Genomic DNA, 26651 nt, shown 5'->3' on the forward strand with positions numbered 1-26651 from the left:
AGTAGCGTTCGAATATGATAAGAGCAAGAAACCAAGAGGAGCTGATTCGCCCATGAATACAAAAGAAATCGTAAACAAATTCGAAGACGTGACAAACCACTACCTGCATGAATTAGAAGGCTTCACCATGGAACAACTGTTGCAAAAGCCAAGTGAAGAGGAATGGTCGCTCGGTCAAATGTACCTTCACTTGATCCAATCTGCTCGGTATTTTCAACTGGGGAGTATCGAGAAGTGTAGACAAGGAGGTCCTGCTGTCACAGAAGCAGGTACCGAAAAATCCGAGATCGGGCAGACGATCTTTGCTCAAGGCTCCTTGCCTCCCATTCGCGTGAAAGTCCCTGCCTCCCCGGAGTACACACCTGCACAACCGGAGAGCAAGGAGCAATTGCGTGATGGACTCATCAGCGTTCTCACACAAATGAAAGAGCTGGAACCGACCCTGGACGAAATTCCTGCGCATCACACAGTGGCTCACCCAGCCTTCGGTTCGATGACGGCCAAGGAATGGTTTGCCGTCGTAGAGATGCACTATCGCCATCATCTGCTCCAGCTCAACCGACTGAAGGGTTAGTTTTTTTCTCCAAACATCCCCGCAAGCTTTTGATAGGTCGGCGGAAACTCTGCCTGATAGCGCAAGAAGGACGGGATCGGGTAGCGGATTCCGCCTTTTTGCGTTCCCACTAATCCCTCCACCAGCTCGGCGGCATCACGGAAATGAAAGCTGAAGGCCATCTCGTGATCCTGTGTCTGGGCAAACAATCTGTCTCCATAACACGGTACGATCACTTGCGGCTGCCCCGTCTGGATCGGCTTGATGGCGATATCCGCACAGTCGGCCCGACTGGAAAAGGTGGAAGGAATCGACCCACCGCGCTTGTACAGCATCCCCGCCACCAATCGCATGACCTGTGCCGCATTGCCGTAAATCACGACGACATCTGGCTCGATCTCTGCCCGCTCCAGCGGAAATGATACGTAGTACCCGCTCTCTTCTGCTGAAAATTTCGGAACATCCAGCTCGCTTTTCGCCCCATTTTCCAATGAATCTGTATACATCCCACAGGCGAGATGACCCTCTATATAAAACGCCGGCTGCTCTTCATAGCCAAAAGCCACCTGAGCGATTGGACAGGACAGATCGGCCCCATTCATCGCGATACTCCAGCCATATCGCCGTGAAAAACCGACAGCTTGGCAAATGGTAATCGGATAGCCCAAATCACGGACAGGTCGCTTTGCCTTGGACGGCAGAGCGGCTTCTTCTTTTTGGATGCTAACTCCTACAGGAAAGGTCTCTGTCCTCACATACATTTGAAGCGCTTGATTCAGCTCGATGGCGTTCATTTCAGTTGCCTCCTCGTTTTTCACATACACTGATCATACTCTGAATTTTTCGTCTCTTTCGCCCGAAATCCTTTCACTCCCTACATTTTTCTCGAAACTTACAACATCGTAAGGTAATGGAAAGGTTAATCGATAGGGAGTCGAAGCAATCCCTGTTAGGATAAAAAAAGACTACACGTATTACTTGGGATGGCTGGAGGGTTCACAATGAAAAAGTTCGCATGGCTGAGCACGGCGCTTCTCGTCTTTCTGTTAATGGGATGCTCCTCCAGCTCACCAGATACAGTGCAAGGGCTCGGAAAAGAAGAAGCGGCGCAAATCGCTGCAGCCGCTGTTAGACAATATTATCAGATGAATGTTGATACGACTGATCGGGAAATCACACTGGAGGACCCAGCCCATTCAGTATACAGAGGAGTACCTGTTCACGCTGTACTGAAACGCGAACCTGTGAGTGGCGATGTCCATGGCTTTCACGCGATCATCGAACCGAGGTCAAGGCAAATTCTTTCCCTGTCGATTGACATTATTGGAATAAACGGAGAAATGGCGACAAAAACGATGACTGAAGCAGATTTGGAAAAGACGGCATCTGATTTCATCCGCTCGAAAAACCTGCTTGCGACGAATGACTTCCAATTGGTGAAAGCTTCTGACGCTCATTCCAATGACGCCAAGCGTTACTTTTATTACACAGATGGCCTAAATGACGTGGCAATCGGAGTGGACCCAGGCCTGCAACAGGTCGTTACGTTCACGTATGATTGACGCACCCTAATCCTATACATTTACAGTGGGTTCTCCGTTGCGACTGCAATTGCTTTTGTAACGAAAGAACCCATTTCTGTTAGTTTCCGCTGTATTTATCCTCAATTTGCTCTCTCATTTCCTGATAGGTCTCGGTTGTGAGACTCACCAAGTAATTGGTAAGCTCCTCCTTGGATTGTGTAGCCAACGCTTCTCTTGCTTGCCTTTTCCCAGTAAGGTACTCTCTCGCTTCATTGCCAATCTTGCCACTCGCAGACAAATGCTCGATCGCCATTCCGATGTTCAGGCTCTCTCTCCAGTTTTTCTCGTACCAGTCCCGGTCATAAGCATCCACCCATTTTTTGCGGTCGATCAGGACAGCGTCTGCTTCTGTCAAAGCTTCCCGTTTCCACTGCTCCCACTTTTGGGCAATTTCTTTCGCACGTTCCAGCTCTTGCTTAAACTGCTCACGGTTCGTCACATTTGCATACAGACCTTCTGACGCGTGGGCAATCTCCTTTAATTGCTTCTGCCCTTCTGCATTCACGTCAAAGCCGATGACGTTCAACAACGGCATGATTTTGGACTGAGACAATTCCTTGGCTACTGCCACCGGATTACCATCGCATGTCTCGATACCGTCACTGACCAGATAGATGACATTCGTATTTTTATCCGCTTCGAACCCCGCCAAATCCTCCTGAGCAAGACGCAAGGAGTGCGCAATAGATGTCCAGCCTGTCGGCTCAAACATGCCAAGTGCTTGCTCAAGACCTTTCGCATCGTAGGCTTGCAATGGATAAATCATCTCACTGCTGCCGCAGGAGAGCTGTTTGTGCTCATCTGCATTGCTACCCTTATGTCCATATACGCGCAGCGAGATTCTCGCCTCTTCCGGCAGTGCTTCCGCGAATTCCTGGATCGCTTCCTTGGCGAGCTGCATTTTCGTTTTGTCCCCAATTTTCCCAGCCATGCTGCCGCTTGCATCCAGGATGATTTCTACGTTGAAATTTTCCCGAAACTGAAAGCGGGCGTCCTCGATATCTGGACTCCCATACGAAGCCATTCTCCAGCGGTCTACAACCATCTGGGGACTGAGATAATCCTCCGCGAACAGAGTGAGCAATTGATTCCAGTACAAATCCAAGTAAGCATCATTCATCCCGTCGACCACGGTAGGCATTTTATCCAAAACCTGTATGATCTGCGCTCGATGCGGATAAGCTGCGTGGAAAAATTGTGTGCCAGCAAGCGGTCCAGGCTGTGAAGCAATCAATTCCTGTGTGGTCTGCGGCCATTGATTTTGCCCGATCCCTGTACCCGCTCCTATTGCACCCAGTGAACAGCCCGAAAGCAGCAGCATGATCATGATGCTGTTGATCAAGAGCGACATCCGCATTTTGGTGTTACGCATTCGGTCATACCCTCCTTGCCTTGTTACCTTGTTGATCAGATCGCTGCGTTAAACCATCATCATCCAAGAATCGGAATATTGATGTAAAACCAGTCATTTACTTCATCAATAAAACCGATCCGTCTGCTTTCTCCTGTCTGATAGATTTGCTCGGAATAGGCAGGAATGAAGTCAAACCCCATCGATTCCGAGTTGTACTTTACAGACGTTGTTACTTCAATCCGATTGTCACTGTTGAACAATTTTATAGTCGAACCGTTTAGAGTTGCTTTGTTATCTACTAACACAGTGCGAACTACTCCCGGAATTTTTGCTTTTACTTTAGATAACCCAGCGTAAACATAGGCCTGCAACTGCATATTCCCAGGCAATGCACTGCTCAACGCTGAGTCAATTGCTCCATATTCAATCTCACTCGCGGCCCATTCCGGATGCGCTGCCCTCAGTTTCTCCTTTGCGGCTTTTACCCTGATCCAGACATAATCAGGGTTTTGCAGCCCCTCGATTGACGCGTCATACAGTATAATAGCTTCTTTCATCTCATCATAAATATCCTTCACCGCCGCAATACTCGCCTGCTGCGCACTGTTCGACGCCTGCTCCTTGTCTACAAAAATAGTCGAAAAGTTGAAAAGCGCAACAAACACCAGCATGAACATAAACCAGTAAATCGTCAGGGTGAAGATCGTCATATTTCCACGTTCATTTTGCAAGTGACGCAGTATACGTACCATCTAGTTCATCACCCTGCTCTTCATTTCCCGATCAAAGGAGATATATCGGTCTTCCTTTTTGATAGAAAGCCAATCAGGAAGGAACCCCAGCTCCATCTGCACGCCGACCTTGGCTGTAAAATATCCGTCGCCATCCCACCTGATATCGCCGTCATTGAAGGAAATATAACCTCCCGCCGCGTTCACCACGTTTCTGGCAGCTTGTATGGCTTCACCCGAATTTCCCGTTATGGCGTACACCTTCGCCGCTTCATTTGCTGCCGACTGAGAGATGATGACACCGTAGACGCCCACAAGAAACTGCCAGCAAATCAGCATGATCAGAAAGACGAACGGCAGTATGGCGATAAACTCTACGGTGACCGAGCCCTTTTCATTGGAAACGATCTTCTTCAGGCACATTCTTCGCTCATCTCCTCTCGAACATATTTGCAAGCTACCTTTCATCGAGCAGCAATCCCCCTGCCACAGCCGCTTCCGCTCTTGCCGCCTCGTCCTTCCATTTATTGACGTACATCATGAACATGACCGCAAAAAACGGGAGAACAATCACATTGAGTAATAACTCAATAAACATAACCGCCCCGAAGGTCGCTGTAATGGACGTGACGAGGAATAAACCCGCCATACTGATTAGCCATTCCACCACGCTCACCAGTAGCAACAGGCCAAAGATTTGGAAGAAATGCTTTTTGCCCATTTCCATGGCAGCTCGCCAAGAGCGCCAAGCCGATTGTTTTCTCAGCACCACAAAAAACGGCGTTAAATAGAACAAGATCATCAGAATCAACCCGGGTATCATGAACAGCATCATTCCTGTAGAAACAAGAAAGCTAAACACGATCCCAAATACGAATACGGAAAAGCTGTGTTCAAAAAAGGTCCGAAATGCCCTTCGAATCGGACGCTCATCGCCGTCCAGATCACTTTGAACATACTGGGCAAAAGGAATCTGGAGGATCAGCAAAAACAGAAGAAGTAAAAACAGGTTGAAAAAGCTTGCTACGAATTTGGCGCCTGTGATCGCGGCGATCAGATTCAGGTAGTTCAGTGTAAAGTTATGGATGATAAAAAAGGGAACCACGAGCACGGCGGACAAGAGCAGCAAAGATTCGATGTTTCGTGCATAAAAACGAATGCTTTCTTTGAAGGGATGCATATAGATTTCTCTCACCTTTCCTGTTATGGGTTTCGCAGTTTATCCATTAGCCCATTTTCCAAGATGGTCATATTAAGCTTCTCGTGGGCCTCCCGCAACTGTTCAACCGAATGGAAAGACTCATGTTTCCCTGTCGTATGCGTCTCAAAGCTTTTCACGGATTCATCGGCAATATTTCGCAGTGTTTTGTCTTTGTAAACAGAGAGCAAATCGCTCAGCTTTTTTCGTTTCTGCTCCTGTACCCGATCCAGTTCTACTCGATCAGATTGGAACAACTGGTAAAGCCGATCCACCGAGTCTTTGATTAGCACCTGCTTGCGAATGCGATCATATAAAATGTAGTCCGATTCAAATAACACATCCCGCAATGCCGCTTCTTCTCCCGCAATAACGTAGTTGCGTGCGAAAAATTGATTGAGCAGATCCATCCCTCGAGCATAAATGGCACGCAGCTGGTCCCGGCTTTCCATCATGGTTTTGCAAACGTCGATCAGCTTCTCTGCATCTTGCCGAAGCACAGTGTCCATCTTATCCTGATAGCTTGGCAAAAGCGCCCTCAGATACTCGTATTTTTGCTCGTACATCTCGATTGGTTTTTCCTTATCAATGGCCAAATTGTTCTTAATCTTGCGCCCCGCATGTGCGTGCACCAAAAACAGCTTCACGACAGCCTCTGCTTCATTGCGGCGAACTACTTCACCATCCGGTCGCAGCACCAAGTACCCGACAGCGTCTTTTTTCCCCCATCTCCAGTACGCTACATGGTAGTAATATTGTCCGTCTACGTAGGCCGGGTAATTATACAGCTCTGTCCTCTCTAAAAAACGCTTTTTCCGCTCGATCTGAGCCTGAACCTGTGGTGTATTCACGACTTTCATAAGCAAGGACCTCCGTTACGCAAATAAGGATTTCACCCACCCAACAGCTTTTCCGACCCCGTCCCGGATTCCACGGGTAATCGCTCCACCGGCTAGCTTGTCAGCGTACTTCACGAGTTTGCTCAATCCCCACAAAACCCCACCAGTGACAACAAGCACACCGCCTACCGCCTGCCCACCTGGTATGACGGAAGCAATGACCCCTGCATCCATCAGCACACTGCCGAAATTACCGGCGCCATCCACAAATTTCTCATTTTGTGTAGCTTCATTCTGGCTCGGATCAAACGCCATGCCAAAACTACCGACTGTATCTATGATGTCAAACGGAAGGCTGATCGCTGCTACGCCCACATTTAAGCCTTTTACGATTCCCGGCATTCTAACGCCGGATGGATTGGCCGAATTCGTCAGCTGACCACCTTGGAAAATATCTCGAAAGCTGTTATTCGGCAATTGCGCCAACACAAATTGATAGTTGGCCCACGCGCTCATCCCGTCGAGTGAATCGACACCCAAGCCTGTTACTGTGTTTACATACGGCGTATTCTTAAAGGCAAGATCAAGGCCTTTTATCGCCAAATCTCCCAAGAACATGCCTTTGCCACGAAGTCCCGCTGCCATGTCTACTTCGCCATTCATAAGCAAATCAGCGCTATATGCCAGCGTACCGCCCATGACGTCCTTGAACGTCCATTTGACTGCACCGTATTCCAGCGTCTCCGTCATCGGCTTCGCGCTATCTGGATCGATGCCGGGGTGCTGAGAAGAAGGCATCTGTAGATTCGTTGAAGGTGCCGTTGCTTTTGGCGCTTGCGGGCTCGAGTAATTGACGTTTGGCCCCTGAAAATCGGGTGCTTGTGGATTTATCTGATCCCAATTTGGTGCTTGCGGATTCGTCCAATCCCATTTCGGCGCCTGCGGGTTCAGCTTTTCCCAATCAGGAGTCTGCGGGTTTATTTGTTCCCACTGCGGCGCTTGTGGGTTGTGCTCCCATTGCGGAGACTCCAGGTTCGGTTGATCCCACTTCGGGGCCTCGTATTGCAGCCCTTGATACTGCATGGAAGCCGCCAAGCCCACCAGCGGAAACAGATTCATCAAAAGAATCAGAACAGCGAAAGTAGCCGCTGCCATTGGGCTTCTTACCCATTTCCTCACTTCACAAACCTCCTTTTGGAGATTTCGTCTCTAGTTTGTTTTCGTGTTTTGTGCAAACTTCTGGTTGATCGCATCCACGGCTTCCTTATAGGACTTCTCGTTCAAGGTATCCAGGAATTGCTCCAGCTCATCTGCCTTTTTCTGTGCAATTTCCAGCTGCTCATCGTTCAACTTCCGCAGTTGATCGGCGAACTCATCGGAAATCATGTTGCTTGCATCCATAGTCATGATTGCAGATGTTAGATCATGATTTTCCCGTTTGGCGATACGACTCCATTTCAAAGCAAAGTGACTGATGTCGATCGATCGGGAACTGCGAGTGGATACGGCTTGGTAGGATGCATTGGCTTTCCACTCTTTCCACTTGTTCGCGATTTCTTTCCCACGATTGAATTCGTCCTGCAGCTCCTTCTGATCTTGAATCAGAACATAGCGGCCTCCCGCTGCCTTTGCCACTTCTTTCAACTGCTGCTGCCCCGGACCGTCTACACCAAATCCAATCACGTTAATAATCGGCGTAATCTCAGATTGGGCCAACTGTTTGGCAGCTTCGACAGGGTCACCATCGCATGTCTCGATTCCGTCGCTGACGAGGAAGATCATATTGGTGTTCTTATCTCCAGGCAATTTGCTTAAATCCTTTTTCGCTTCCTGCAAAGAGTAGGCAATCGGAGTGTATCCGGTAGGTTGGAACTGATTCAAAGATTGCTGCAGTTTTTCTTTGTTGTAAGTCTGCATCCCGTATACCAGTTCACTGCTGCCGCAAGATAGTGCTTTATCCGACTCTTTCCCACTGCCTTTGTGCCCGTATACGCGCAGAGCGACATTCGCCTGTTCTGGCAAAGATTCAGCAAAGGCTTGAATCGCTTCTTTGGCAGCATCCATCCTCGTCTTGCCGTTCGATTTTGCCGCCATACTGCCACTCGCATCCAAGATAATCTCAACATTGTAGCTTTCCTTAAACTTGAACCGCGGATCATCGATGTCCGGATTCCCAAATGAGGCCATTTTCAGTTCGTCTATTATCTGTTGCGGATCAGGGTAGCTCTGGGCAAACAATCCTAACAAGGCAAGGTAGTACTTGTTCATCATTTCTTCGTCTGGGTTTTCAACAGCAGGGAACTTTTTTAGTTCAGGCAATACTTCTTCCCTGTTGTTGTCATACGAACCCCCGGAAAAACGTCCTGGTGGCGAATTGATGAAGTCCTCTGTCGTTTCCCGCTTTAACGGCATTCCTTCCTGTGCCATGACCTCCAACGCTTTTAGCTTTTCTTCTCTCGTCATCTCGGCGTTTGGGTCTCCTGTTTGGTCTGGCGGTTGACTTTGCGTAGGGGGTGTTTCCGTGCTTGGTGGAGCAGAAGGATTTTGCCCCTCTGCATTCTGAGATGTATCCGGCTCCTGCGAACACGCCGTTAACAGGCTCAACAGGAGGATCACTGCAATTATTCCCTTCACGAGTCTCATCAAAGTGTTACCTCCTGCTTGATTTCGTCTTGCTATGTATGAAGCGCCATATGGTTCAGGTGGTGAAGAACCATTCCTTCACCACCTCTTTTCCATATGCTCATCACAAAAAAAGCATTCAATGGTTGATTAATTTCCGTCTAATTTTTTGATGATATTGCTAAGCGTATCCCCAATGGCTTCTCCAACGAGTGTGGGGTCCTTATCAAAGTAGGCCATCACCGCACCAAACACAGCGATGACTACACCTGCCAACGCGATCCACTCAATCGCCTGTGCTCCTTTTTCGTTTCCAAGAGCTCCCTGACCTTTTACATACAATTTCTGCATCATGCTTTTCATATAAAATCTACTCCCTTCATGATTTGGATAAATAAAAAATAAAGAACTGTGTACTCCCATCTCGCTGACGGGCATCACCTCCTAAAAGTGACGCCATGGATCATGGCATGATGTCGGAAAATAAGCTGAAGTTTTGCATAATATTCAATACCATCAAACCACCAATCAGGATAATTGCTGTAGGAGTCACGATAAATGTGGTGATCAGGGTTACTTTTGGCGACGCCTTGGCCGCCTTTTCCTTGATCAGCTCTTTCCGGATTCTCCTCATATTTTCCGCCTGCGCCTTGAACGTGACGGCAATCGGTACCCCCAGGCGCATCCCCTGAATAAGCGCTTTGATCAGCATTTGAAACTCCGGATTGTCGTTGCGTCGTAGCAATTGTTCATACGCCTTTTCCCTCTGCACCCCTAGATCCAACTCTTGATTGAATCGGGAAAACTCTTCCCGAATCGGCCCATCAAAAAACTTGATGACTTCGCGCAAAGCCTGATCGAGACTCACCCCGGCCTGAAGAGTCACGCTTACGGTGTCGAGAAATTCAGGCAGGTCATAACGAAGCTGATGTTGACGATCGCGTGCTTTTTTCTTCAACAGAAGGATGGGCAAAAAGTAGCCAATCAACGGCCAGGCGATCAAACCTAAATGCGAGAAGGGAAAGCGAAGAATGAAAAACAACGTGCCGGAAATAATGCCAACCAGAGCCATAAAAATTTTGACCCCTTGGAATTGGGCCACGCTCAAATCTAGTGGCCGCCCAGCCTTGAGCAACCAATCCTCAACCTCATGCGACTCACTGAAAAAGTTGATGCGCTGTCCCATGACAGCATAGTCGTCTCCATACCGAAGCAATCGTTTGACCAGACGCTCGGATGAGGTTTCCTGCTTGCGCACGCCGTAGTTTTTGTGCCCGCTCATCTCATGGACATGTGCGAGCAGCTTTTGCTTCTCGATGGAGTAGCGATACCACTCTTTTAGGCAAATGGCAAACAGCAAAAGAAACAAGAACACGCATGTAATTATGAGAGCATCCATGTTTTCACACCTTTATGTTGGTCACTTTCTTTACGAGGATATAGGACAGGAGAGTTCCGATTACAAACAACCCCAGAAGAAAAAGACCAAATCCGGAAAACAACGGATCAATGAAGCCTTTGTTCATCGTGTTCATCATTAGCACCAGGGCAATTGGCATGATCGGTACCAAGATAGAGACATACCGCTGTTCCGCCGTCATCGTCTTGATTTCCTGATTCACGATGCGGCGATCCTCCAGTGTCTCCGCCATTTCTTGCAGCACCTGGCTCAAATTCCCTCCTGCGCGCCGTTGAATCAGCAGGGTAGCCGTAAAGATACGGAATTCTCGCGTCGGTATTCGTTTTTCCATGTCAGAGAGCGCTCGGTCAAAGCTGACGCCTAGCTGTAGCTCACGTGCCATGCGGCTAAACTCATCTCCAGCGGGATAATTCATCTCCTTGGCGACCAGTGAGATCCCCTGCGAGAGCGTAAGACCTGCACGCAGCGAGTTGGCCAAAAGGCGACACACCTCGGAGAGCTGTTCATTCAATCGCTCCTGGTACTTGTTGCGTCGGACGAAGAACAGCACGTTCTGTATGAGATACATCACCACTGCCCCGATCATGAAGTTAAAAGGAAAAGAAATATTCACGACGTTACTGAGCAAGAAGGCGAGCACCATCGTACCCACGATCAAAATTCCGTAAAACTCCGAGGGAGCAAGCGGGAAGTTTGCTTTGATCAGCTTTTTTTGGACTTCTTTGGCATAAGGCGTCTGGTCAAATTTGTCTCCCCAAACGATGACGACACTTTTTCGCTTTCCCTTCACCTCGAACCATTCTTCCGCTTTCTTTTTCCATTCGGTCTTCTTGGCCCGATAACCGAGATACTCGTAGATGCCCCAGATGCCAAACAACACCGCAAGACTAAACAGAATAGGCATGGTCACGCTGCTTCCCTCCTTCCGCCCTGAAGATGGATTCATCCAGATTGATTCCAAAAACGTGGAGTCTCTCCAAGCTCCGTGGGATTACCCCGGTTGCCGTAAAGTAGCCAAGGACTTCCCCTTTCGCGCCGATCCCCTTCCGCTGGAAACGAAAAATCTCGTTGACCTCCACGCGTTTATCTTCCGTTTTCGCTACTTCTGAAATCGATACGATTTTACGTGTTCCGTCTGACAGGCGCGTGACCTGGACGATGATATCCAGCGCACTGACGATATATTCACGGACAATCGTAGAGGGCAAATCCATCCCGGCCATGACGACCATCCCTTCCAAACGGTTGAAGGCATCCTGTGGGGAGTTGGCGTGGACGGTGGTTAGCGATCCTTCATGCCCGGTATTCATGGCCTGCAGCATGTCGAATGCCTCTGCACCCCGTACCTCCCCCACGATGATGCGGTCTGGCCTCATCCGCAGGGAGTTTCGCACGAGCTGACGGATCGTGACTTCCCCTGTTCCCTCCATATTGGGCGGGCGTGCCTCCATCCCAATACAGTTGGGGTGAGTCAGCTTCAGCTCGGCCGAATCCTCAATCGTTATGACACGTTCATAGTGTGGAATAGCTTTTGCTGTCGCATTTAGCAACGTTGTCTTACCACTACCGGTACCACCGGAGATCAGCACGTTCATTTTGGCTTCCACCACGGCTTGAATGAACTGAGACATCGCTGCACTGAAAGAACCAAATTGCATCAGATCATCCATCAAGAAAGGCTCTTTGCGAAATTTACGAATCGAAACGAGCGTGCCATTGAGACTGATTGGAGGAATGACGGCATTCACACGGCTTCCATCCTTCAGACGGGCGTCGACCATCGGCGAGCTTTCATCGATTCGTCGACCAAGCGGCGCCACAATCCGGTCCACGATATGCCGCAAATGTTCCTCGTCACGAAATTTTAAATCGGTTAATTCCAGCCTTCCTCGTTTCTCGACGTATACCAGGTTGTGTCCGTTAATCGAGATCTCCGTAATTTCCGGATCGGCGAGAAGCGGTTCAAGCGGGCCAAGCCCCACTGATTCATTGATCAAACGTGTCAGCAGGATATCCTTTTCATTTCGTGGAATGACTACTTTTTCTTCTGACATGTATTGGGAGACGAGACGTTCGATTGCGAGACGCATCTCATCTGAACGGAGGCTGGTCAGTCTCTCTAGATTGGTCTCCCGCAAAAGTCGGGTCTTGTAGTGCTCAGCCAGCTCGTCGATGTACGGATTGAAGGAAGGAGCTGCTAATGTAGCAGCGAGTGGCGTCTGCTTTGCCTCATCCCCTGGCGCTGTCTGCTCCTGCTTTCGTCGGAATAAAGCCATCTAACTCCCACCTTTTTGAACTTGCTCTTTATGACAGTTTCTTGAGTACCCATTTTCGGATGTCTTTCGCAGCCAAAGAGAGCTTTTTCTCATTTGCTTCCTTTTGCAACGGTCGTCCTTGATTGACAGCCGCTTGCACGCCTTGATGATCTCTGCTGATTTCAGCGGTAATCGGTGTGGTAAATAATCCCTTCAAATCAGACACATTCAGTTCGTTATCCCTTCCCACTTGATTGACGACCACTTCGAGCCTGCCTGCGGTATCAATTCGCAGACGTCGGAACAAGTCTTCCACGAGTCGGTAAATTTGAACGGACGGTGTGTCCAAATTCATCACGTAATAAATCATGTCCGACTCTGACAAAGCGGCAAAGGTAAGCTCGTTCATATGCGTTGGCAGGTCGATAATCACAAAGTCATAGCTGCGGCGGCTAGCGCGAATCAACCTGGTGACAAATGCCTCGGACATATTCTCCGCCGTTTCGGCATCACGCGGACTGACCAGCACCTCCAGCTTGGAATGGTTCTCCCTCTGGGCCACATTGCGAATATGAAACTCATTGATTTCGTCCATAACCGGCATGAGATCGCCCAATGTACGGTTGTTGTCAAAGGACAAGAAGGTTTCGATTCCACCGTATTGGAGATTGAGATCGATGAGCAGCACACTGGCCGTAGATTCTAGCTTCAACGCTTGTGCAAAGCCCGTTGCCAGCTGGGTTCGTCCGCTTCCCCCTTTTCCACTGTAAAAGGAGTACACCTTTCCCCGCCCTCGCACGAAAGCTTTGCCGGATGCATCCGTGCCCTTTTTTCTCTGCTTGATCTGGGACAAATCTGATATTTTGTCGAGACGATCAGACAACAGATTGAGCTCATCTGGCATCACGATGTATTCCACAGCACCCGCGCGGACGACATCTCGCAGCAGGACAAAATCCTGTTTTTCTGTGAGATAAATGAGGATGCCCTCCGGAAGCTCTCCTTGTATGTACTGCACCAGCTCTACTCCTGCTCCGTCTTCCGGCTGCACAAGCAAAACGACATCGGGACCAATCCGGTCAATTTCTTTTTTCACTTCGATGGAAGTCGTGTAGCGTACTTGCTCATACGGAGTCAAAATTTCCTTTAGCATATCTTTTACAGAGTCGTAATCCGCAACGACGAGAATTTTCATATCTTTGTTCATGACTTACCCTCCGGTTTTCGGTGGTTGATTAGTTGGCTGCGGTGGTACCGAAGTAGGTTTCGCTGGTGGCTGGGCCGGAGCTGCCGGTTGCCCTGCTACAGGTGGTGTAACAGGCGGTGTCGCAGGCTTCGCCTCAGCAGGTTTGCTAGGCGGTTTGGTCTGTTCCGGCTTGGGCTCGACAAACGGATCGGGAATACCCAAGTCTCCTTTGCCCACGTTCGCTTTCAAAATGCGAACCACCTGGGCATAATGCTGCTGGTGAATGAATTTCGGTGCTTCCTCGAACGGGAGCTCGAGAGCTACCCCCTTGAAGCTGTTCTCCGATTTGGCGACCATGGCGACTGGCACGTCTTTCATGAACACTTCCGTCACGGGCTTTCCGTTCTCCTCATGCGAAATGATGACGTCTACCCGGTCTAGCGCCTCCAGCTCCTGGTCGAAGACGACATTGCTCGATGCAAACACCGTCACAAGCCTGTTGTTCTGATCCCGTACAACATTCGCTGGCTTCATGATGTTTTTCGTAATGATGTCTCCCTTTGACAAGGGAACGATCGTGACTTGATTTTTCAAACTGGCTTTATCGATGACGTACGAATCATCCGCGTACTTTTTGGGGATTTCCCTTACCGTTAATTGGTCGGGTTGTATCAGTGCCCGAGATGGAATATCTGCATTTGCTTCGTATATTTCCACCATTTCGCCCAGTTGCGCATTCAAATCCTTGATTTTTTGCAGAAACAGAAAGCCCGCAAGTGCAGCAAGTAGGAACGATAATACAAGAAAAATGATTGCCCTACGTTTTGATTCCAACATCAGAAGATTCCCTCTCTTTTTCGAAAAATCCATTCATGTTTATTCTTCGTCGCTTTATTGCCAATATCGGGAATAGATAAACTCACGAGAAAGGCACTAGGAATACATAACTATGACCAGCATGAGACTGGTCCCACCCGCAACAAATGGGGCCAACGGGATCTCTTGCCCTAGCTTCATCCTGCCTGTCATTTTGGCGATGGCCCATATGGGAAGCACACTGACTCCCGCAAGCAAATACGTAAGCATGAGCACGACCACCCCCGCTTGCCATCCAACCGCTGCACCGACCAAAGCGAGCAGCTTAATATCCCCTCCGCCCATCTGACCGTTGCTAATCACCGCCATGAGTAATGAAATTCCTCCCAGCACAATAACTCCCATCGCATAAGTCAGCCATTTCTCTGGATGAAGGTACGCATGCAGAACGAGAAAATACACAATTCCCGGAAGTGTCAGCCAGTCGTAAATGAGACGGCGGCGTAGGTCGGTATACACAGCGACTGCCATTACGAAAAGAATGGGAATGATGACATACCAAGATAACACCATATGTCCTCCTTCCTGCTTTTTGAGGAAAATTCCACCATTACAGACTGTCGTTTAGGAAAATTTGTTGCAGGAATATCCAATTTTTTTGTATATTTTTTTGTAAAAACGCTTTCATTTCCTTATTCTCTAGGTTTTCGAGCAGGACATTTTTCCCTCTCCTGCCTAAATCTGCTGAAGTCCAAAACTACACGAGACTAGTTGAGCTTTGCACGGATTTTGTTCGAGAATACATTCGTTGTCGTTCCATGAGACGAACACTTTTTTGTGCTATTCTAGTAGAAAAATACGGCAACAAAAGGTGGGAATACCGACCGTGCTGGAGTATCTCGAACTAACTGAACTACTTGCAGAGATTGAACGGCATCCGACTAGTCTATTGTTTATTAAAACGGCAAACTGCGGTGTTTGCGATGTCACCTACGCAAGAGCGGTAGAACTGCTGAAACAATATCCACAAGTGAACAGTATAGTTGTATCCATGGAAAAAACACCCAGTGTTTCCGGTGAGTTTCTCGTATTTACTGCTCCGGCGATCCTGCTGTTTATGGACGGAAAAGAAGTATTTCGGCAAGCCCGGTTTGTATCGTTTGACGAGCTGGAGCGTATTTTGACATCTATTACTTGCTAAAAATTCACATTTCCTGCCACTGTAAAGGTTTGGATAACCCCTCTTTTGATGGTAGAGTAGAGAGTATGGACAAATCAGATTTGCCAGATAATCTGTTGCATTTTATCGTTTTTTGAAGGAGAGACAGTGGATGAGAGCCTTATTGGTAGACGACGAGCAACTACCCTTGATGCATCTGCAACGATTGCTGGAAAAAGATGTTGGCGGCGTTAAGGTAGTTGGAGCCTACACCAATCCTCTCGAAGCGATCGATCAAGCAATATCCCTTCAACCAGATGTCGTATTTTTAGATATTAATATGCCGCGCATCAGTGGACTGGAGATCGGAGAACGTCTACAAGGAATCGATAACTCCCCGGAGATCGTATTTGTCACAGGGTACGATAAGTACGCCGTTGATGCTTTTGAGCTATGCGCGCTGGATTACATCATGAAGCCCGTACAGCTTCAACGCTTGCAAAAGACAATGGACCGTCTTCGTGAAAGAATCAAGTCCGCGAAAGAAGCCGCGCCTGTTAAAGAAGAGTCAGTCGTCTCCATCCAATGCTTCAATCGTATTTTGTTTCACCAGCCGAATCAGGAGCCACAAGAGATCAAGTGGCGCACGAATAAAGCTCGCGAGCTGTTTGCCTATTTGTTGCATCACCGCAACAAGATGATCGACAAAGATTCGCTTATCGAGCTTTTGTGGCCGGACTATGATGGAAGCAAAGGCGTAACCCAGCTTTATACGACGATTTACCTCATCCGGCAAACCTTGAAACGCTATGGTCTTCAAACTATATCGATCAACAAAGGCAATTTAGAAGGCGGCTATAAGCTGACGATTGATTCGGCTAAGATCGATGTGGAGGAATGGGAGAATCGTCTCAAACAATTACCGCCCCTCTCTCTTGCGAATATGCAGGAGTATGAGCAAGTACTCGCGACGTACATGGGCGATTATTTCGGAGACTACGACTATTTGTGGGCAGAGTACGAGCGGGAAAGACTCCGCAGAATGTGGCTGCAGCTCGCCAAAACAATGAGCAGCTTCTATTTGGGGCACGGCAGAGTCCAAGAAGCGATCAACGTCAACCAACGCATTCAGCATTTGCACCCGCTTGAAGAAGACAGCTACATGATCTTGATGCAGTTGTACGCTTCCTTGGATAATCAAGCGGCTGTAGAAGAGCAGTATCAACTCTTGACCTCTCGATGGGAGATTGAACTCGGCTCTGCTGCAAACGAACATATCACCAAGTGGTATCACATATGGAAGCAGGAGACAGAACAAAAGTAATGATACTCTCTCACTAGATCTAGAGGGCACTCATGAAGATCTGAAGTGGTCCATACAGCGTATTTCTCGCTGTTTTTTGCATCCTACCTTCCTCTGCCGCCGCCTCCAATTATGGAACGGCGACTTATTCGCCAAAGCAAACCCAAGATGTACTATAAAATCCTTATATGCCAACCTGGGGCTGTTTAACGATATGTTCGGCAACAAAGAAGATACAAACAGCTACCTGTCCTGGATACAGAAGAGCCGGGCATTTAATTTACCATGGAAGGCAAACGCTCGGACGGAAGATATACATTGGGTGCAGTCCAAGTACGTGACTGATCCATCAAAAAAATCCCTTCCTGACCACCTGTAAAGGAGTCAGAAAGGGATTTTTCTGTCTAATCATATTATGGTGCATAATCGCCAGCGTAGCTTACCAGTGATACGTTTTTCACACCTTCTACCTCTGAAATATCTTGAACAAATGCCGTATTATCTCCCGTGAGTTTGACTTCCACAATCAATTCCACCATCTCTTTGTGTACGGTCTTTGACTTCAAGACGTATTTCATTTTGTTCAACTGGTATTTAACCCCGTCATTGGCTTGATCATGATAACCTCTCTGCGACAAAAGAACCGATGAACCCATAACCACCTGTAATCAAAACTTTCATACTAACACCTCAGCTATTTGTTTCACCTGTCTATCCCCACGACGGACATCTACCCCTGTTCCCAGCAATTTTTGGACAGCCCATTCGATTCGCTCTAGCTGCAGTGGCTTCGCTATGAAATCCCGCGCACCTGCCTGAATTGCCTTGATGACGGTATCGTGCCTAGACACTGCTGAGCAAATAATGATCCTAGCATCCTTATCCAACTCCATGATTCTGCGTGATGCAGTCAAACCGTTCATACCGGGCATGGTAATATCCATCGTGACGAGTGATGGTTTGTACAAGCAGTAATTTCTAACAGCCTCTTCTCCCGAAGCAGCTTCCGCAACGACATGCAATCCTAACGTTTCAAATATGTTGCGCAGCACATGTCTCGTAAACGCCGTATCATCAACAATCAGAATGCTATTCATCCAAGACGCTGTCTCCCATCCTATTATCTATATCTTTCAAATTATATAATCGCAATAATACATCCCATTTTTTCTGTGAATCAAAACAATAGTTTCTTAACTTTTCATAGGCACAAAGCCCCCTCACTCCGTAGTTTCCCCCATTCTACTAGGATCATCTCAACAATTTCTGAACAAAAGACAAAAAGAAGAACAGGGACAGTTACCTATAAGGCAACTTATCCCTGTTCTTCTTCATCCTTTCCCACTATCTTCCTCTCCGAGACTTCTCTTTCTCTTTTTTCAACAAACTAACACCAGAGCTATTTTGTTTCATCTAGTATCTGTCTCCAATAAATGTTGAACAGCCCATTCAATCCTCTCGAACTGCAAGGGCTTTGCGATAAAATCACGTGCACCTGCCTGGATCGCTTTGATGACAGTATCGCGTCGTGCAACTGCGGAGCAAATAATAATCTTCGCATTCTTATCCAGCTCCATGATTTTGCGGGAAGCAGCCAAACCGTTCATGCCCGGCATCGTAATATCCATCATGACGAATGTCGGTCGATACAAACAGTAGTTTCTAACAGCCTCCTCCCCTGAATCAGCCTCTGCAACTACCTCAATTCCTAATGTCTCAAACATGTTACGCAGCACAAGTCTCGTAAACGCTGTATCGTCAACAATTAAAATGCTATTCATCTAAATTGCTTTCTCCCATCTTTTATACCACCGACATAATCTAATCATTTTCTACATTCTACTAGGAACATCTAAACAACTTCTGAACAAGAGAACATCGTCAATTTTATTACTGGGAAATAAAAAGGCCGAAGCATCCGCTTCGGCTCAACTCACTCTTCTATTCGGTTCTATTTCCCCTACCATGCTGCAATCCAACTATCCGTACGCAAGTTCCAGCTCCATGCAGTACCTGTTCTTCTTGTTGATTCTACCTGTTTCAACTATTCAATGAACGCACTATATTTATCTAGCACATCTTCTTTTAACGTAATCGCTGGATTTTGGCTAAATGATTTTTCGCTTTTTGCTGATTTTGAATCTAAATTAAATTTTCCTAGATCATTGTTAATTACACTGTACTGTCCGTGTCCATTATCATTCAAGAAAATAATGTACTTCTCACCTTGTTCCATTTCTTTATATTCATCAATCGTAATTTTTTTCGTCCCATCCAATTCGATAATACCAACAGGTTCGATTATGGCAAGCGTTTCAGATTCCGCTAAATCAAAGTCATTCGGAGATTTGATAATTTTATCAATCTCAATCTCTGTTAACGTATAAAAGTCTTGCAAACTACCATCTGCATAAAAACTGGTCTTATGTTCTCGATCTGAAAAGTCAGATGTAGGAGTACCTATCAGAATTAAATCTGCTTCATCCAACTCCTCGGCACTTTCATATGTCATATAAAGTGCTTCTAAAGAGATTGTTTCCATTGGCTCATTCTTTTTGGAAAAGGTGCTGAAAGCTGCGCACACAAAAACGATGGCAGTCAACATGATTCCAATTGCTATTTTCATATACAATCGATTCATTTTCAGATTCATCCAGAAACCTCTCCTTTGACTTTTCATTATTTCGCTTTTCTATTGCCCCCATTTATTTTTCAATTCTGTCTGATCATAAGAGCTTGGTCCTCTACTTTGTATCCCTTGCTTCATAACAGAAGTTACATTTCCAACAGGATGTGCCAATTTCAGACTGTGCCCAATTTCGTGTGTAGCATTTGAAATTCTTTCAGCTTCGCTCATATTAAATGCATCCATATTGTTGTGAAATATATGAACTTTGGTAGAGCTCCAACTACTATTAATACTTGCCATCCGTGAACCATTATACGGGTCCATCCTTCCTAACAACCCTTGAATACTCGTTTCTCCTACATAGTATTTATCTGAATTCTCATGCGTCCGTGAAACAAAGCTAACCTTTGATGATATGCCTTCCCAATTACGAATGGCTTGGTTATAAACTTTCCCGTAGTCATAGGAGTAGTTGTATACGGAGGAATCAAACTCATATACCGTAACCCCCGCCCAAGTTTTTCCTCCCCCCCAATAATCAGCAAGTGCAGACTGAATAGGAACAATCAATAAGAGCGTTGCAATACCTAAGCTAGTGAATTTTCTCTTCATGACTCGCACCTCTTTTCCTTTTTTTGGAATATATTACAATTATATGAATTTTTCCGCAAGTTGTAAATATCATATTTTTGGAAAAATAGTAAATTCCTCCTCGAATCAAATCGTCGGCTGAATTCTACTACTCCTTGCACTGTTCTTCCTATTAGGGTGCACTGAAAAACCATTCGAAAACATCACCTTACAAGCCGTTGTTCAAGCATTTGATTCGAACATATACCGCAAATATTTGAGGCAAAAAACGTTTTGATATTTTATCTTAGCTCCGAGACGAGAACAGATCCATTTTCAGAAAGGGACGAAAAAATCCTGTCTATCATCATTTCCATCTCGGTTAAAGAATAGCCGTTCGCCTTACGTTCCGAACGCAAAAAGCCGAAGCATCGCTTCGGCTCAGACTGTCGAAAAAGTCGGCAGTCTTTTTTATTGTCATAATTACACACAACACCGTTTTAATTTGCTGTAATATTCCCAAAATACGATATGGTAGGTTTTCTACAGTCATGAATATGGTTGAGGGGCAATTTTACTTGCTTTATTTTCTCCTAGATTTGTTGAGAGCGACGCCGGAATGAACTCCGAAGTGTCCGCTTCGATAGGCACATGTTTTTCAAGCAATGCCAGTAGATAATGAATGGTAGGAACCGCTTCTTTGGCAAGGATAATTCCTTTTTTGTCGATCAGGACAGCAGATGGCATCGCATCGATTTGGTACATTGAAAACGAAATGGTAGAGTCGATATACTGAATATCGTCCTGGTTTTGGGTCTCGTGAGTGAGCTTTCCTGAATAAACAACTAGTAATTTAAGCTGAGGAAATCGTAGTTTTACCTTCTCTAAATGCGGAATGATTTGCTGGCATATGGGGCAACCTTCTGCCGTGAAAAGTACAAGTGTAGAGTGGCTTTTCATCTCTGTAAAATCAATGCTTGTTCCAGATGGACTGTTATCGATCAGAACCGGGGCTCTGGAGCCTATCCAGTTGTCTACACTCGGTTCTTTTTCTTTTGCTTGTAATTTATTGATAAAATCTGCTACTAGTTTGGTTAGCAGGTAGATAACAACGAATTGCACAATGACAAATACCCATAACGCAATCACAGACCATTGTATAAACGTTTCCACAGAGGATCTCTCCTTTTTCGTGAGGGAATGATATTTATTTTTGTGCGACTAGCTCGTGTACTTTCTTCCGAATGCTCCCTAAATGTTGACCAATCAGAATCACAAGTGTGGACAACAATGCGATGATCATTAACGTCCAGTACTCTTCTCCATATACGGTTCTGAAATTTCCTGTTTCTAACGCCCATGAGAGATTCCCATAGGTGGTCGGTATTTGATAGACCCAGAGACACATCGCAATGAGCAAGACGTTTCGGCTGACCAGTATCCATGATAGATTGTGATTGCCGACGATGCCACCGCAACCACATGATATTTCTCTTCTTCCGCGCAATAAATTGACCACAATAGCCACGCTATACAGGAGTAGTAAACCACTACCAGCCAGAACTGCCCAGGAATCGTACAGCCCGAAAATGAGTAGCAATCCAATCAGCAATTCAGAATAAGTGTCGAGGACGGCAAAAAATGTAATAGATCGTTCAGGCAGTATTTTGTAGTCTTTTACAATTGAAGCATGAGTCGTGCTGTTTTTGATTTTTGATACAGACGAACTTATAAACAACAGTGCTAGAATCATGCGAAAGATAAAGGTCGCGATTTCCAATTTTTCACCTGCTTTCCACTGGTGTTGCATACCATTGTGCTTGAGCATGATACATCTGCGCGTATTCTTTATTAAGTGAAATCAGTTCATCATGCGTTCCAGACTCGACTAACTGACCATCCTTCATCACGATAATCCGATCTGCCATTTTAGCGGCAGCCATACGGTGTGAGACAAATAGGGTTGTTTTATTTTCGGTCAAATTTCGTACGAGTTGGTATACAGAAAGCTCAGTCATAGGATCAAGAGCTGCTGTTGGCTCATCTAAAATCACAATATCACTATTTCGAAACAGAGCACGAGCCAAGGCAATTTTTTGCCATTGTCCCCCAGAAAGATCGGTTCCCTCTTGCAAATAGCGACTTAAATAAGTTTGGTAGCCATCTGGAAGTTTGGAAACGATTTGATCCACGCCAGATGTAGCGGCAATTTCTTGCATCCATTTTAGATCGTTTATTCGTTCGGCATCACCGAAACCAATATTTTCCTGTAACGTATAGGCATATTTGATGAAATCCTGGAAGATCACAGTCATATTTTTGCGTAAATCATCAGGTTTGATCTGGCTAATACTGAGGCCATCGAAGGAAATGTCACCTTGTGATATGGGATACAACCCCATCACACATTTGACTAAGGTTGATTTACCCGAGCCATTTTCACCGACGATTGCGATTTTTTCACCAGGCCGTATGTGCAAATGAATATCCCTTAGAACAGGATTTGTCGTATTCACGTAGGTAAATGACAATCCTTTTATAAAAATGCCCTGTTGTAGCGGTGCTGGAAAGAGAGCCGAGCCTTCGTCGCTTGCATCCTTTTCAGGGTGTTCATATTCGATGAAATTAAAAAAATCGTTTATATAGAGAATCTCTCCAAATATTTTGGCTGACTGGTTAGATAGCTGATTGGTCAATCCTTGTGTTCCCTGCACAGCTTGTCCGATTGCTACAAACTCACCGATTTGCATAGAGGTGGTACGGATTAACCAGATGATAATTCCAGCTGTCCCAAAGTACAAAAGTGCGGTAAACCCATCTAGGCCGACCTCAGTTGCTTGTTGCTTTCGCAGCACCTTTAATGTTTCAGTAAACTGGTGGGTCATGGAGGTTGACCATCTTTTCAGTAGCATTTGACCTAAGCCAAATAATCGAATTTCCTTGGCTGACTGCCGGTCTTTCAATAAAAAACTGGTATATTGTATGTCGCGAATTAAGGGGGTTAAGCCGTATCTGAGCCAATAATTGATACTGCCAAATCGAATTTGAACAAAGAAGACGGGAATTGCCGCGATCAGACTTAAAATGACGAGGCTCCAGTGAACGGTAAGCAAAAAGAGCAAGAAACTGAAAATAGTAATGCTGGCTCTAACGATCTCTAGTAGGATCGTGAATGGTGATAAAAAGCGTGTGCCCACATTCAAGTGAACTCTCTCTAAATGATTGTAAAAATCGGGAATATCAAAATAGAAAAGCGGTACCGATTCTACCTTTTGAAGTACAAGTGATTGCGCCGCGAGTTCCAAAACATTTTCAAGCTTTCCATTTAGGTATTGTTGGATATTGAGAAGCACAGATGTAGCCATCGCTATTAAAAATTGAAGTGAAAGTAAGAAAAAAGCATAACGATAATCACCCACTTGGAGTTGAATGATTTTCGCGACCTCATTAATCATTTCTTTGGATAGCCAAAGGGTGGCTACTGGTAGTAAACCAATCATGATTGTTAAGCAAACTAAAAGCGTGAGAAGTAGCCGAGCATGTGCCCATAAGAAAACGAACAGCTTGATAAATGATTGAACAATCATGAGGAACACCTTTTCTAGTTTTATTGGATGTTGTGAAGCTCTTGCTTCTTCTTGTGTTTCAAGATGTCTACTAGCTCACCAACTGAGCGTCCTACATATCGAATGATCCCCTGTGAGTCAACAATAAACAGGCTTGGGAAGTTGATGATATGTAATTCGCTCATGGTTTTTTTGTCGACGGGAACCATCGTAATTTTTCCGCTAAATGTGTCGATAAAGTGCTGATAGTCAGAATCATCCTGCTTAACCGCACATAAGAAAGGAAGGTTGGTTGTTTTTTTCTTGATATGGGTTAAGTATCTTTCTACTTCATGATGGCATGTATCACATGAGGGGGCAGCGAACATGACAATGGTTGGTGTTTGTGATAAATGCGTGGGGAATATAAGTGACTCTTTGAGATTTACACCGATAAAATATTGATTTAGAAGTGAAAAAATAGAATCTTCTACAGAAAAGAGAGTAACGATATTCCTGAACTTTCGGTATGAATAGAGTTGCATGCCTAATAAAGCAATTGCTACCGTTAGTGGAATGAGAACGTACACAGAAGCCTCCCTCAAACTATTTTTGGTAACTATTTGTAAATAATGTATCATTTGACAGCTAGTGTTGCAATTCTTATAATTGAATTGAAAGTCAGAATTGTAAAAATATGGAGGTTATGACTATGTTAGATCAATTTTCAAAGTTAATTGGTGTCAAGAAAGATTCAACAATCGGTTTCTTACCTGATCCTCCCTGCACCGTTAATGTGTTTTGTATTTTAGAAAAGGGGACAGCAAAACATAATTGGCAGAACCCTCTCAAGTTTACCTGCTGCTAGGGAAAAGAATAATTTAGGGGATGAAGGTACCAGCATTACACGAAAAATTGCTAGGATACTAAATCATCCTCTACAAACAAACCTTCAAAACCACTAGAAATGTGGGGCTGGAGGTTTGTTTTGCATTCACAATATTCTTCCTATCCGTACACCTCATAACGCCGTCGCGATTTCACTATGGATGTTTTGCCAGCTCTTCTCGTTAATCGTTATTATTCCCACGGATAATCATTCGAGTAGGAGGGAGTGACTAACTCCCGTCCTCTCCCACCACCGTACGTACCGTCCGGTATACGGCGGTTCATCAAGCTTGACGGATGACAGAATATCGTTGTACTAAGCTTTTCAGCCCTTGTTGTTGCCAGTATGCAACTCCGAGGGCTTTGTGTATTTGAGGAGTCTTTGTGGTACGCCATGCACCCTTTCTGGTGTTTGCAATTTCTATTACTTGGACGTGCGATAGACCCAGAGAACGAAGTTCTCTATATCGGGTTCTTATTCGCTTCCACTGAGACCACAAGCATAGTCGAAATCTACGTCGTATCCATTCTTCGATGGATTGTAGGGCTTTCTTTGCATCTGCAAGGGCGAAATATCCGATCCATCCCATGAGATACTGATTTAGCTTCAGAATCCTTTCATCCATAGAGATGCTCCATACCGGATTAGTGATGAAGCGGATTTTCTCTTTCAACTTCAGGAGTGATTTTGGATGAAGCCGAATCCTTGCTTGTTTTGCATTAGTGAAACTAACCAGTGTTCACGGATATAATCGCACAGTTGTTCGGTTGAAACACCGTCGATTCCCGCCGATCCTTTGTTTCTTTCTACTCTTTCGAGTGCCACTAATAAATTCCCCCGTGATAGGACTTTCTCCAACAGTGCCATGACGATACCCTTTCCTCCGCACGCATCCTTCTAGTCTGGCCGGACAATACTCAGCCCTCTCTTGTACCCTCAGGGCTTCACCCTTATTCTCCAAGAGTAGTTCCTAACGGAATTCTGCTCCACCCTATCATCGCGAAAGTGATTAGTAGATGCGTTGACTTAATGTTCAGCGACTCCTTACGGAGACGGTTACCAACATTTGAAGGCACTTCATGCAGATCTCCCCAGGTAAGAACGATAACTTTCATCCCATGTACCTGCCTAATTTACTGCTATACCCCTTGGCTGTATTGGACTTCGTTTTGTTTAACAAACTCGTCCGAGTACAACAGCCTCAAATTAGATTCATGTACCTCAGGTCGGGACTTTGCCGCCGGCTTCCTTCAGATTCCACCTCGCGATGGACACACTTGCCTTGGGCTAACGGTTGGTACAGCCAACCCCCGTTCGAGACTTACACCCTAGAGTTATCGCCCATGCTGGGCGCACTAAAAAAGGCCGAAGCATCCGCTTCGGCTCAACTCACTCTTCTATTCGGTTCGCATGTCAGACCACCATTTTGCCTTCGATCTACTGCCAGCCCTGCGGATTGAGGTGAAAATCAATCGTGTTCATGAATATCTTCACGTGAACTTGAGGTTACATGAAGCCAACCATTACACAGTAAGGGCCAACCGCTTTACTGCCTTTGATCAGGAATCCCAGAATAATGGTGTAAAATGTTCTTTCGCAAGGTTCCAGGCAATTGTCGTGAGCAGGGCCCAGCTAAAAGTTATGACCATTACGATTTTCCTTACGTTCTAATATTGTTCTTTTGTTCCCTTTTGCCAAAAAGATCTTTAGCAAGTGTGAGATACCACGCAACTATTTCCATAAAAGCAAGGACAACAAACAAAGCCCATATATCCCCTTGGGAAAGGTGGTACAACAGGTTATCAATTTCTGTACCAGAACTGCGCATCAAGGACTGAAAAAAGAATACAATTGGACCGAAAATAGAAAAAAATATAGTTATCATCGAAAAAAGGGTACGCCGTTTCCGAATTAGATACACAATACCACTGATTATTGTTATGAGGATAAATATATAATAGACACTCCAAACCCATGGAGGTAAAGTTTCCATGGTAGC

The 26651-nt window shown here is 45.8% G+C and carries 32 protein-coding genes; 5 read left to right on the forward strand and 27 right to left on the reverse strand.

What is annotated here, in order from left to right; all coding sequences use genetic code 11:
* The first annotated feature begins 52 nt into the window (after positions 1-52).
* On the forward strand, positions 53-574 hold the full coding sequence (locus E8L90_RS20040; protein WP_137030982.1) for a DinB family protein: 522 nt from the start codon (positions 53-55) through the stop codon (positions 572-574).
* Here the strand turns inward: E8L90_RS20040 and E8L90_RS20045 are convergent.
* Positions 571-1347: a DUF169 domain-containing protein gene (locus E8L90_RS20045; RefSeq protein ID WP_137030983.1), complete on the reverse strand. Its 777-nt coding sequence runs from the start codon at positions 1345-1347 to the stop codon at positions 571-573. The genes E8L90_RS20040 and E8L90_RS20045 overlap by 4 nt on opposite strands.
* A gap of 207 nt (positions 1348-1554) precedes the next feature.
* Between E8L90_RS20045 and E8L90_RS20050 the strand changes: the two genes are divergently transcribed.
* Positions 1555-2115, forward strand: coding sequence for a putative periplasmic lipoprotein (locus tag E8L90_RS20050; protein WP_137030984.1), 561 nt, complete (start codon positions 1555-1557; stop codon positions 2113-2115).
* Positions 2116-2194: 79 nt separating this feature from the next.
* Here the strand turns inward: E8L90_RS20050 and E8L90_RS20055 are convergent, their stop codons facing one another.
* The 14 genes from E8L90_RS20055 to E8L90_RS20120 form a co-directional block, all read right to left on the reverse strand.
* A complete protein-coding gene (locus E8L90_RS20055) occupies positions 2195-3508 on the reverse strand; it encodes a VWA domain-containing protein (protein WP_137030985.1) in 1314 nt (437 codons plus the stop codon).
* Positions 3509-3567: 59 nt separating this feature from the next.
* On the reverse strand, positions 3568-4242 hold the full coding sequence (locus E8L90_RS20060) for a Tad domain-containing protein (RefSeq protein WP_137030986.1): 675 nt from the start codon (positions 4240-4242) through the stop codon (positions 3568-3570).
* On the reverse strand, positions 4243-4644 hold the full coding sequence (locus E8L90_RS20065; RefSeq protein WP_137030987.1) for a TadE family protein: 402 nt from the start codon (positions 4642-4644) through the stop codon (positions 4243-4245).
* Positions 4645-4678: 34 nt separating this feature from the next.
* On the reverse strand, positions 4679-5401 hold the full coding sequence (locus E8L90_RS20070; RefSeq protein ID WP_137033531.1) for a hypothetical protein: 723 nt from the start codon (positions 5399-5401) through the stop codon (positions 4679-4681).
* 23 nt (positions 5402-5424) lie between these two features.
* Positions 5425-6279: a hypothetical protein gene (locus E8L90_RS20075; protein WP_137030988.1), complete on the reverse strand. Its 855-nt coding sequence runs from the start codon at positions 6277-6279 to the stop codon at positions 5425-5427.
* A gap of 15 nt (positions 6280-6294) precedes the next feature.
* The gene (locus E8L90_RS20080) at positions 6295-7437 is read right to left on the reverse strand and encodes a hypothetical protein (RefSeq protein ID WP_137030989.1); all 1143 of its coding nucleotides are present in this window, start codon (positions 7435-7437) and stop codon (positions 6295-6297) included.
* 30 nt (positions 7438-7467) lie between these two features.
* Positions 7468-8901, reverse strand: a complete 1434-nt coding sequence (locus E8L90_RS20085) for a vWA domain-containing protein (RefSeq protein ID WP_137030990.1) — start codon at positions 8899-8901, stop codon at positions 7468-7470.
* Between the two features lie 129 nt (positions 8902-9030).
* On the reverse strand, positions 9031-9243 hold the full coding sequence (locus E8L90_RS20090; protein WP_137030991.1) for a hypothetical protein: 213 nt from the start codon (positions 9241-9243) through the stop codon (positions 9031-9033).
* Between the two features lie 100 nt (positions 9244-9343).
* Complete coding sequence (locus E8L90_RS20095) at positions 9344-10279, reverse strand: type II secretion system F family protein (RefSeq protein ID WP_137030992.1); 936 nt, start codon at positions 10277-10279, stop codon at positions 9344-9346.
* A gap of 4 nt (positions 10280-10283) precedes the next feature.
* A complete protein-coding gene (locus E8L90_RS20100; RefSeq protein WP_137030993.1) occupies positions 10284-11210 on the reverse strand; it encodes a type II secretion system F family protein in 927 nt (308 codons plus the stop codon).
* Positions 11188-12576, reverse strand: a complete 1389-nt coding sequence (locus tag E8L90_RS20105) for a TadA family conjugal transfer-associated ATPase (protein WP_137030994.1) — start codon at positions 12574-12576, stop codon at positions 11188-11190. The genes E8L90_RS20100 and E8L90_RS20105 overlap by 23 nt, the downstream gene beginning before the upstream one ends.
* A gap of 28 nt (positions 12577-12604) precedes the next feature.
* Positions 12605-13762 (reverse strand): CpaE/TadZ family protein, encoded by a 1158-nt coding sequence (locus tag E8L90_RS20110; RefSeq protein WP_137030995.1) that lies wholly within the window; start codon positions 13760-13762, stop codon positions 12605-12607.
* Between the two features lie 3 nt (positions 13763-13765).
* On the reverse strand, positions 13766-14578 hold the full coding sequence (gene cpaB, locus E8L90_RS20115) for a Flp pilus assembly protein CpaB (protein ID WP_137030996.1): 813 nt from the start codon (positions 14576-14578) through the stop codon (positions 13766-13768).
* 96 nt (positions 14579-14674) lie between these two features.
* Entirely contained in the window at positions 14675-15130 is a 456-nt protein-coding gene (locus tag E8L90_RS20120; RefSeq protein WP_137030997.1) for a prepilin peptidase, read from the reverse strand.
* Positions 15131-15443: 313 nt separating this feature from the next.
* Between E8L90_RS20120 and E8L90_RS20125 the strand changes: the two genes are divergently transcribed.
* Both E8L90_RS20125 and E8L90_RS20130 read left to right on the forward strand, forming a co-directional pair.
* On the forward strand, positions 15444-15758 hold the full coding sequence (locus tag E8L90_RS20125) for a thioredoxin family protein (protein WP_137030998.1): 315 nt from the start codon (positions 15444-15446) through the stop codon (positions 15756-15758).
* A gap of 130 nt (positions 15759-15888) precedes the next feature.
* Positions 15889-17040, forward strand: a complete 1152-nt coding sequence (locus E8L90_RS20130; RefSeq protein ID WP_137030999.1) for a response regulator — start codon at positions 15889-15891, stop codon at positions 17038-17040.
* Positions 17041-17432: 392 nt separating this feature from the next.
* Here E8L90_RS20130 and E8L90_RS20135 read toward each other — a convergent pair whose 3' ends face one another.
* The 9 genes from E8L90_RS20135 to E8L90_RS20175 form a co-directional block, all read right to left on the reverse strand.
* Positions 17433-17675, reverse strand: coding sequence for a hypothetical protein (locus tag E8L90_RS20135; RefSeq protein ID WP_244297322.1), 243 nt, complete (start codon positions 17673-17675; stop codon positions 17433-17435).
* A 21-nt stretch (positions 17676-17696) separates the two neighbouring features.
* Positions 17697-18116, reverse strand: coding sequence for a response regulator (locus E8L90_RS20140; RefSeq protein ID WP_137031000.1), 420 nt, complete (start codon positions 18114-18116; stop codon positions 17697-17699).
* Between the two features lie 312 nt (positions 18117-18428).
* The gene (locus E8L90_RS20145; RefSeq protein ID WP_137031001.1) at positions 18429-18800 is read right to left on the reverse strand and encodes a response regulator; all 372 of its coding nucleotides are present in this window, start codon (positions 18798-18800) and stop codon (positions 18429-18431) included.
* A 263-nt stretch (positions 18801-19063) separates the two neighbouring features.
* Positions 19064-19672, reverse strand: coding sequence for a hypothetical protein (locus tag E8L90_RS20150; protein ID WP_137031002.1), 609 nt, complete (start codon positions 19670-19672; stop codon positions 19064-19066).
* Positions 19673-19711: 39 nt separating this feature from the next.
* Positions 19712-20260 (reverse strand): hypothetical protein, encoded by a 549-nt coding sequence (locus tag E8L90_RS20155; protein WP_137031003.1) that lies wholly within the window; start codon positions 20258-20260, stop codon positions 19712-19714.
* A 507-nt stretch (positions 20261-20767) separates the two neighbouring features.
* A complete protein-coding gene (locus E8L90_RS20160) occupies positions 20768-21391 on the reverse strand; it encodes a TlpA family protein disulfide reductase (protein ID WP_137031004.1) in 624 nt (207 codons plus the stop codon).
* Between the two features lie 34 nt (positions 21392-21425).
* Complete coding sequence (locus E8L90_RS20165) at positions 21426-22046, reverse strand: MauE/DoxX family redox-associated membrane protein (protein ID WP_244297324.1); 621 nt, start codon at positions 22044-22046, stop codon at positions 21426-21428.
* Positions 22003-23805, reverse strand: a complete 1803-nt coding sequence (locus E8L90_RS20170; protein WP_244297326.1) for an ABC transporter ATP-binding protein — start codon at positions 23803-23805, stop codon at positions 22003-22005. Before E8L90_RS20170 ends, E8L90_RS20165 begins: the two co-directional genes overlap by 44 nt.
* Positions 23806-23825: 20 nt before the next feature.
* Entirely contained in the window at positions 23826-24353 is a 528-nt protein-coding gene (locus tag E8L90_RS20175) for a TlpA family protein disulfide reductase (protein ID WP_012684772.1), read from the reverse strand.
* Between the two features lie 122 nt (positions 24354-24475).
* Here E8L90_RS20175 and E8L90_RS30350 point away from each other — a divergent pair, with 122 nt between their 5' ends.
* On the forward strand, positions 24476-24631 hold the full coding sequence (locus tag E8L90_RS30350) for a hypothetical protein (protein WP_016742771.1): 156 nt from the start codon (positions 24476-24478) through the stop codon (positions 24629-24631).
* 304 nt (positions 24632-24935) lie between these two features.
* Here the strand turns inward: E8L90_RS30350 and E8L90_RS20180 are convergent, their stop codons facing one another.
* From E8L90_RS20180 to E8L90_RS20195, 3 genes are all read right to left on the reverse strand, one after another.
* A complete protein-coding gene (locus E8L90_RS20180) occupies positions 24936-25325 on the reverse strand; it encodes a group II intron maturase-specific domain-containing protein (RefSeq protein ID WP_279633660.1) in 390 nt (129 codons plus the stop codon).
* A gap of 2 nt (positions 25326-25327) precedes the next feature.
* On the reverse strand, positions 25328-25477 hold the full coding sequence (locus tag E8L90_RS30470) for a hypothetical protein (RefSeq protein ID WP_208759436.1): 150 nt from the start codon (positions 25475-25477) through the stop codon (positions 25328-25330).
* An 835-nt stretch (positions 25478-26312) separates the two neighbouring features.
* Positions 26313-26645 (reverse strand): hypothetical protein, encoded by a 333-nt coding sequence (locus E8L90_RS20195; RefSeq protein WP_137031007.1) that lies wholly within the window; start codon positions 26643-26645, stop codon positions 26313-26315.
* Positions 26646-26651 lie beyond the last annotated feature (6 nt).

Source organism: Brevibacillus antibioticus, assembly GCF_005217615.1.
Taxonomy (GTDB): Bacteria; Bacillota; Bacilli; order Brevibacillales; family Brevibacillaceae; genus Brevibacillus; species Brevibacillus antibioticus.

Bases quoted from the DNA above. Each gene is read 5' to 3' on its own strand.
- E8L90_RS20195 (WP_137031007.1), bottom strand. From the start codon at position 26,645: ATGGAAACTTTACCTCCATGGGTTTGGAGTGTCTATTATATATTTATC.
- E8L90_RS20140 (WP_137031000.1), bottom strand. From the start codon at position 18,116: ATGAATAGCATTCTGATTGTTGATGATACGGCGTTTACGAGACATGTG.
- E8L90_RS20110 (WP_137030995.1), bottom strand. From the start codon at position 13,762: ATGAACAAAGATATGAAAATTCTCGTCGTTGCGGATTACGACTCTGTA.
- E8L90_RS20085 (WP_137030990.1), bottom strand. From the start codon at position 8,901: ATGAGACTCGTGAAGGGAATAATTGCAGTGATCCTCCTGTTGAGCCTG.
- E8L90_RS20095 (WP_137030992.1), bottom strand. From the start codon at position 10,279: ATGGATGCTCTCATAATTACATGCGTGTTCTTGTTTCTTTTGCTGTTT.
- E8L90_RS20155 (WP_137031003.1), bottom strand. From the start codon at position 20,260: ATGAAGAGAAAATTCACTAGCTTAGGTATTGCAACGCTCTTATTGATT.
- E8L90_RS20055 (WP_137030985.1), bottom strand. From the start codon at position 3,508: ATGCGTAACACCAAAATGCGGATGTCGCTCTTGATCAACAGCATCATG.
- E8L90_RS20150 (WP_137031002.1), bottom strand. From the start codon at position 19,672: ATGAATCTGAAAATGAATCGATTGTATATGAAAATAGCAATTGGAATC.
- E8L90_RS20105 (WP_137030994.1), bottom strand. From the start codon at position 12,576: ATGGCTTTATTCCGACGAAAGCAGGAGCAGACAGCGCCAGGGGATGAG.
- E8L90_RS20090 (WP_137030991.1), bottom strand. From the start codon at position 9,243: ATGAAAAGCATGATGCAGAAATTGTATGTAAAAGGTCAGGGAGCTCTT.
- E8L90_RS20050 (WP_137030984.1), top strand. From the start codon at position 1,555: ATGAAAAAGTTCGCATGGCTGAGCACGGCGCTTCTCGTCTTTCTGTTA.
- E8L90_RS20130 (WP_137030999.1), top strand. From the start codon at position 15,889: ATGAGAGCCTTATTGGTAGACGACGAGCAACTACCCTTGATGCATCTG.
- E8L90_RS20135 (WP_244297322.1), bottom strand. From the start codon at position 17,675: ATGGGTTCATCGGTTCTTTTGTCGCAGAGAGGTTATCATGATCAAGCC.
- E8L90_RS20040 (WP_137030982.1), top strand. From the start codon at position 53: ATGAATACAAAAGAAATCGTAAACAAATTCGAAGACGTGACAAACCAC.
- cpaB (WP_137030996.1), bottom strand. From the start codon at position 14,578: ATGTTGGAATCAAAACGTAGGGCAATCATTTTTCTTGTATTATCGTTC.
- E8L90_RS20060 (WP_137030986.1), bottom strand. From the start codon at position 4,242: ATGGTACGTATACTGCGTCACTTGCAAAATGAACGTGGAAATATGACG.
- E8L90_RS20120 (WP_137030997.1), bottom strand. From the start codon at position 15,130: ATGGTGTTATCTTGGTATGTCATCATTCCCATTCTTTTCGTAATGGCA.
- E8L90_RS20070 (WP_137033531.1), bottom strand. From the start codon at position 5,401: ATGCATCCCTTCAAAGAAAGCATTCGTTTTTATGCACGAAACATCGAA.
- E8L90_RS20075 (WP_137030988.1), bottom strand. From the start codon at position 6,279: ATGAAAGTCGTGAATACACCACAGGTTCAGGCTCAGATCGAGCGGAAA.
- E8L90_RS30350 (WP_016742771.1), top strand. From the start codon at position 24,476: ATGTTAGATCAATTTTCAAAGTTAATTGGTGTCAAGAAAGATTCAACA.
- E8L90_RS20170 (WP_244297326.1), bottom strand. From the start codon at position 23,805: ATGATTGTTCAATCATTTATCAAGCTGTTCGTTTTCTTATGGGCACAT.
- E8L90_RS20045 (WP_137030983.1), bottom strand. From the start codon at position 1,347: ATGAACGCCATCGAGCTGAATCAAGCGCTTCAAATGTATGTGAGGACA.
- E8L90_RS20145 (WP_137031001.1), bottom strand. From the start codon at position 18,800: ATGAATAGCATTTTAATTGTTGACGATACAGCGTTTACGAGACTTGTG.
- E8L90_RS20065 (WP_137030987.1), bottom strand. From the start codon at position 4,644: ATGTGCCTGAAGAAGATCGTTTCCAATGAAAAGGGCTCGGTCACCGTA.
- E8L90_RS20165 (WP_244297324.1), bottom strand. From the start codon at position 22,046: ATGCTCAAGCACAATGGTATGCAACACCAGTGGAAAGCAGGTGAAAAA.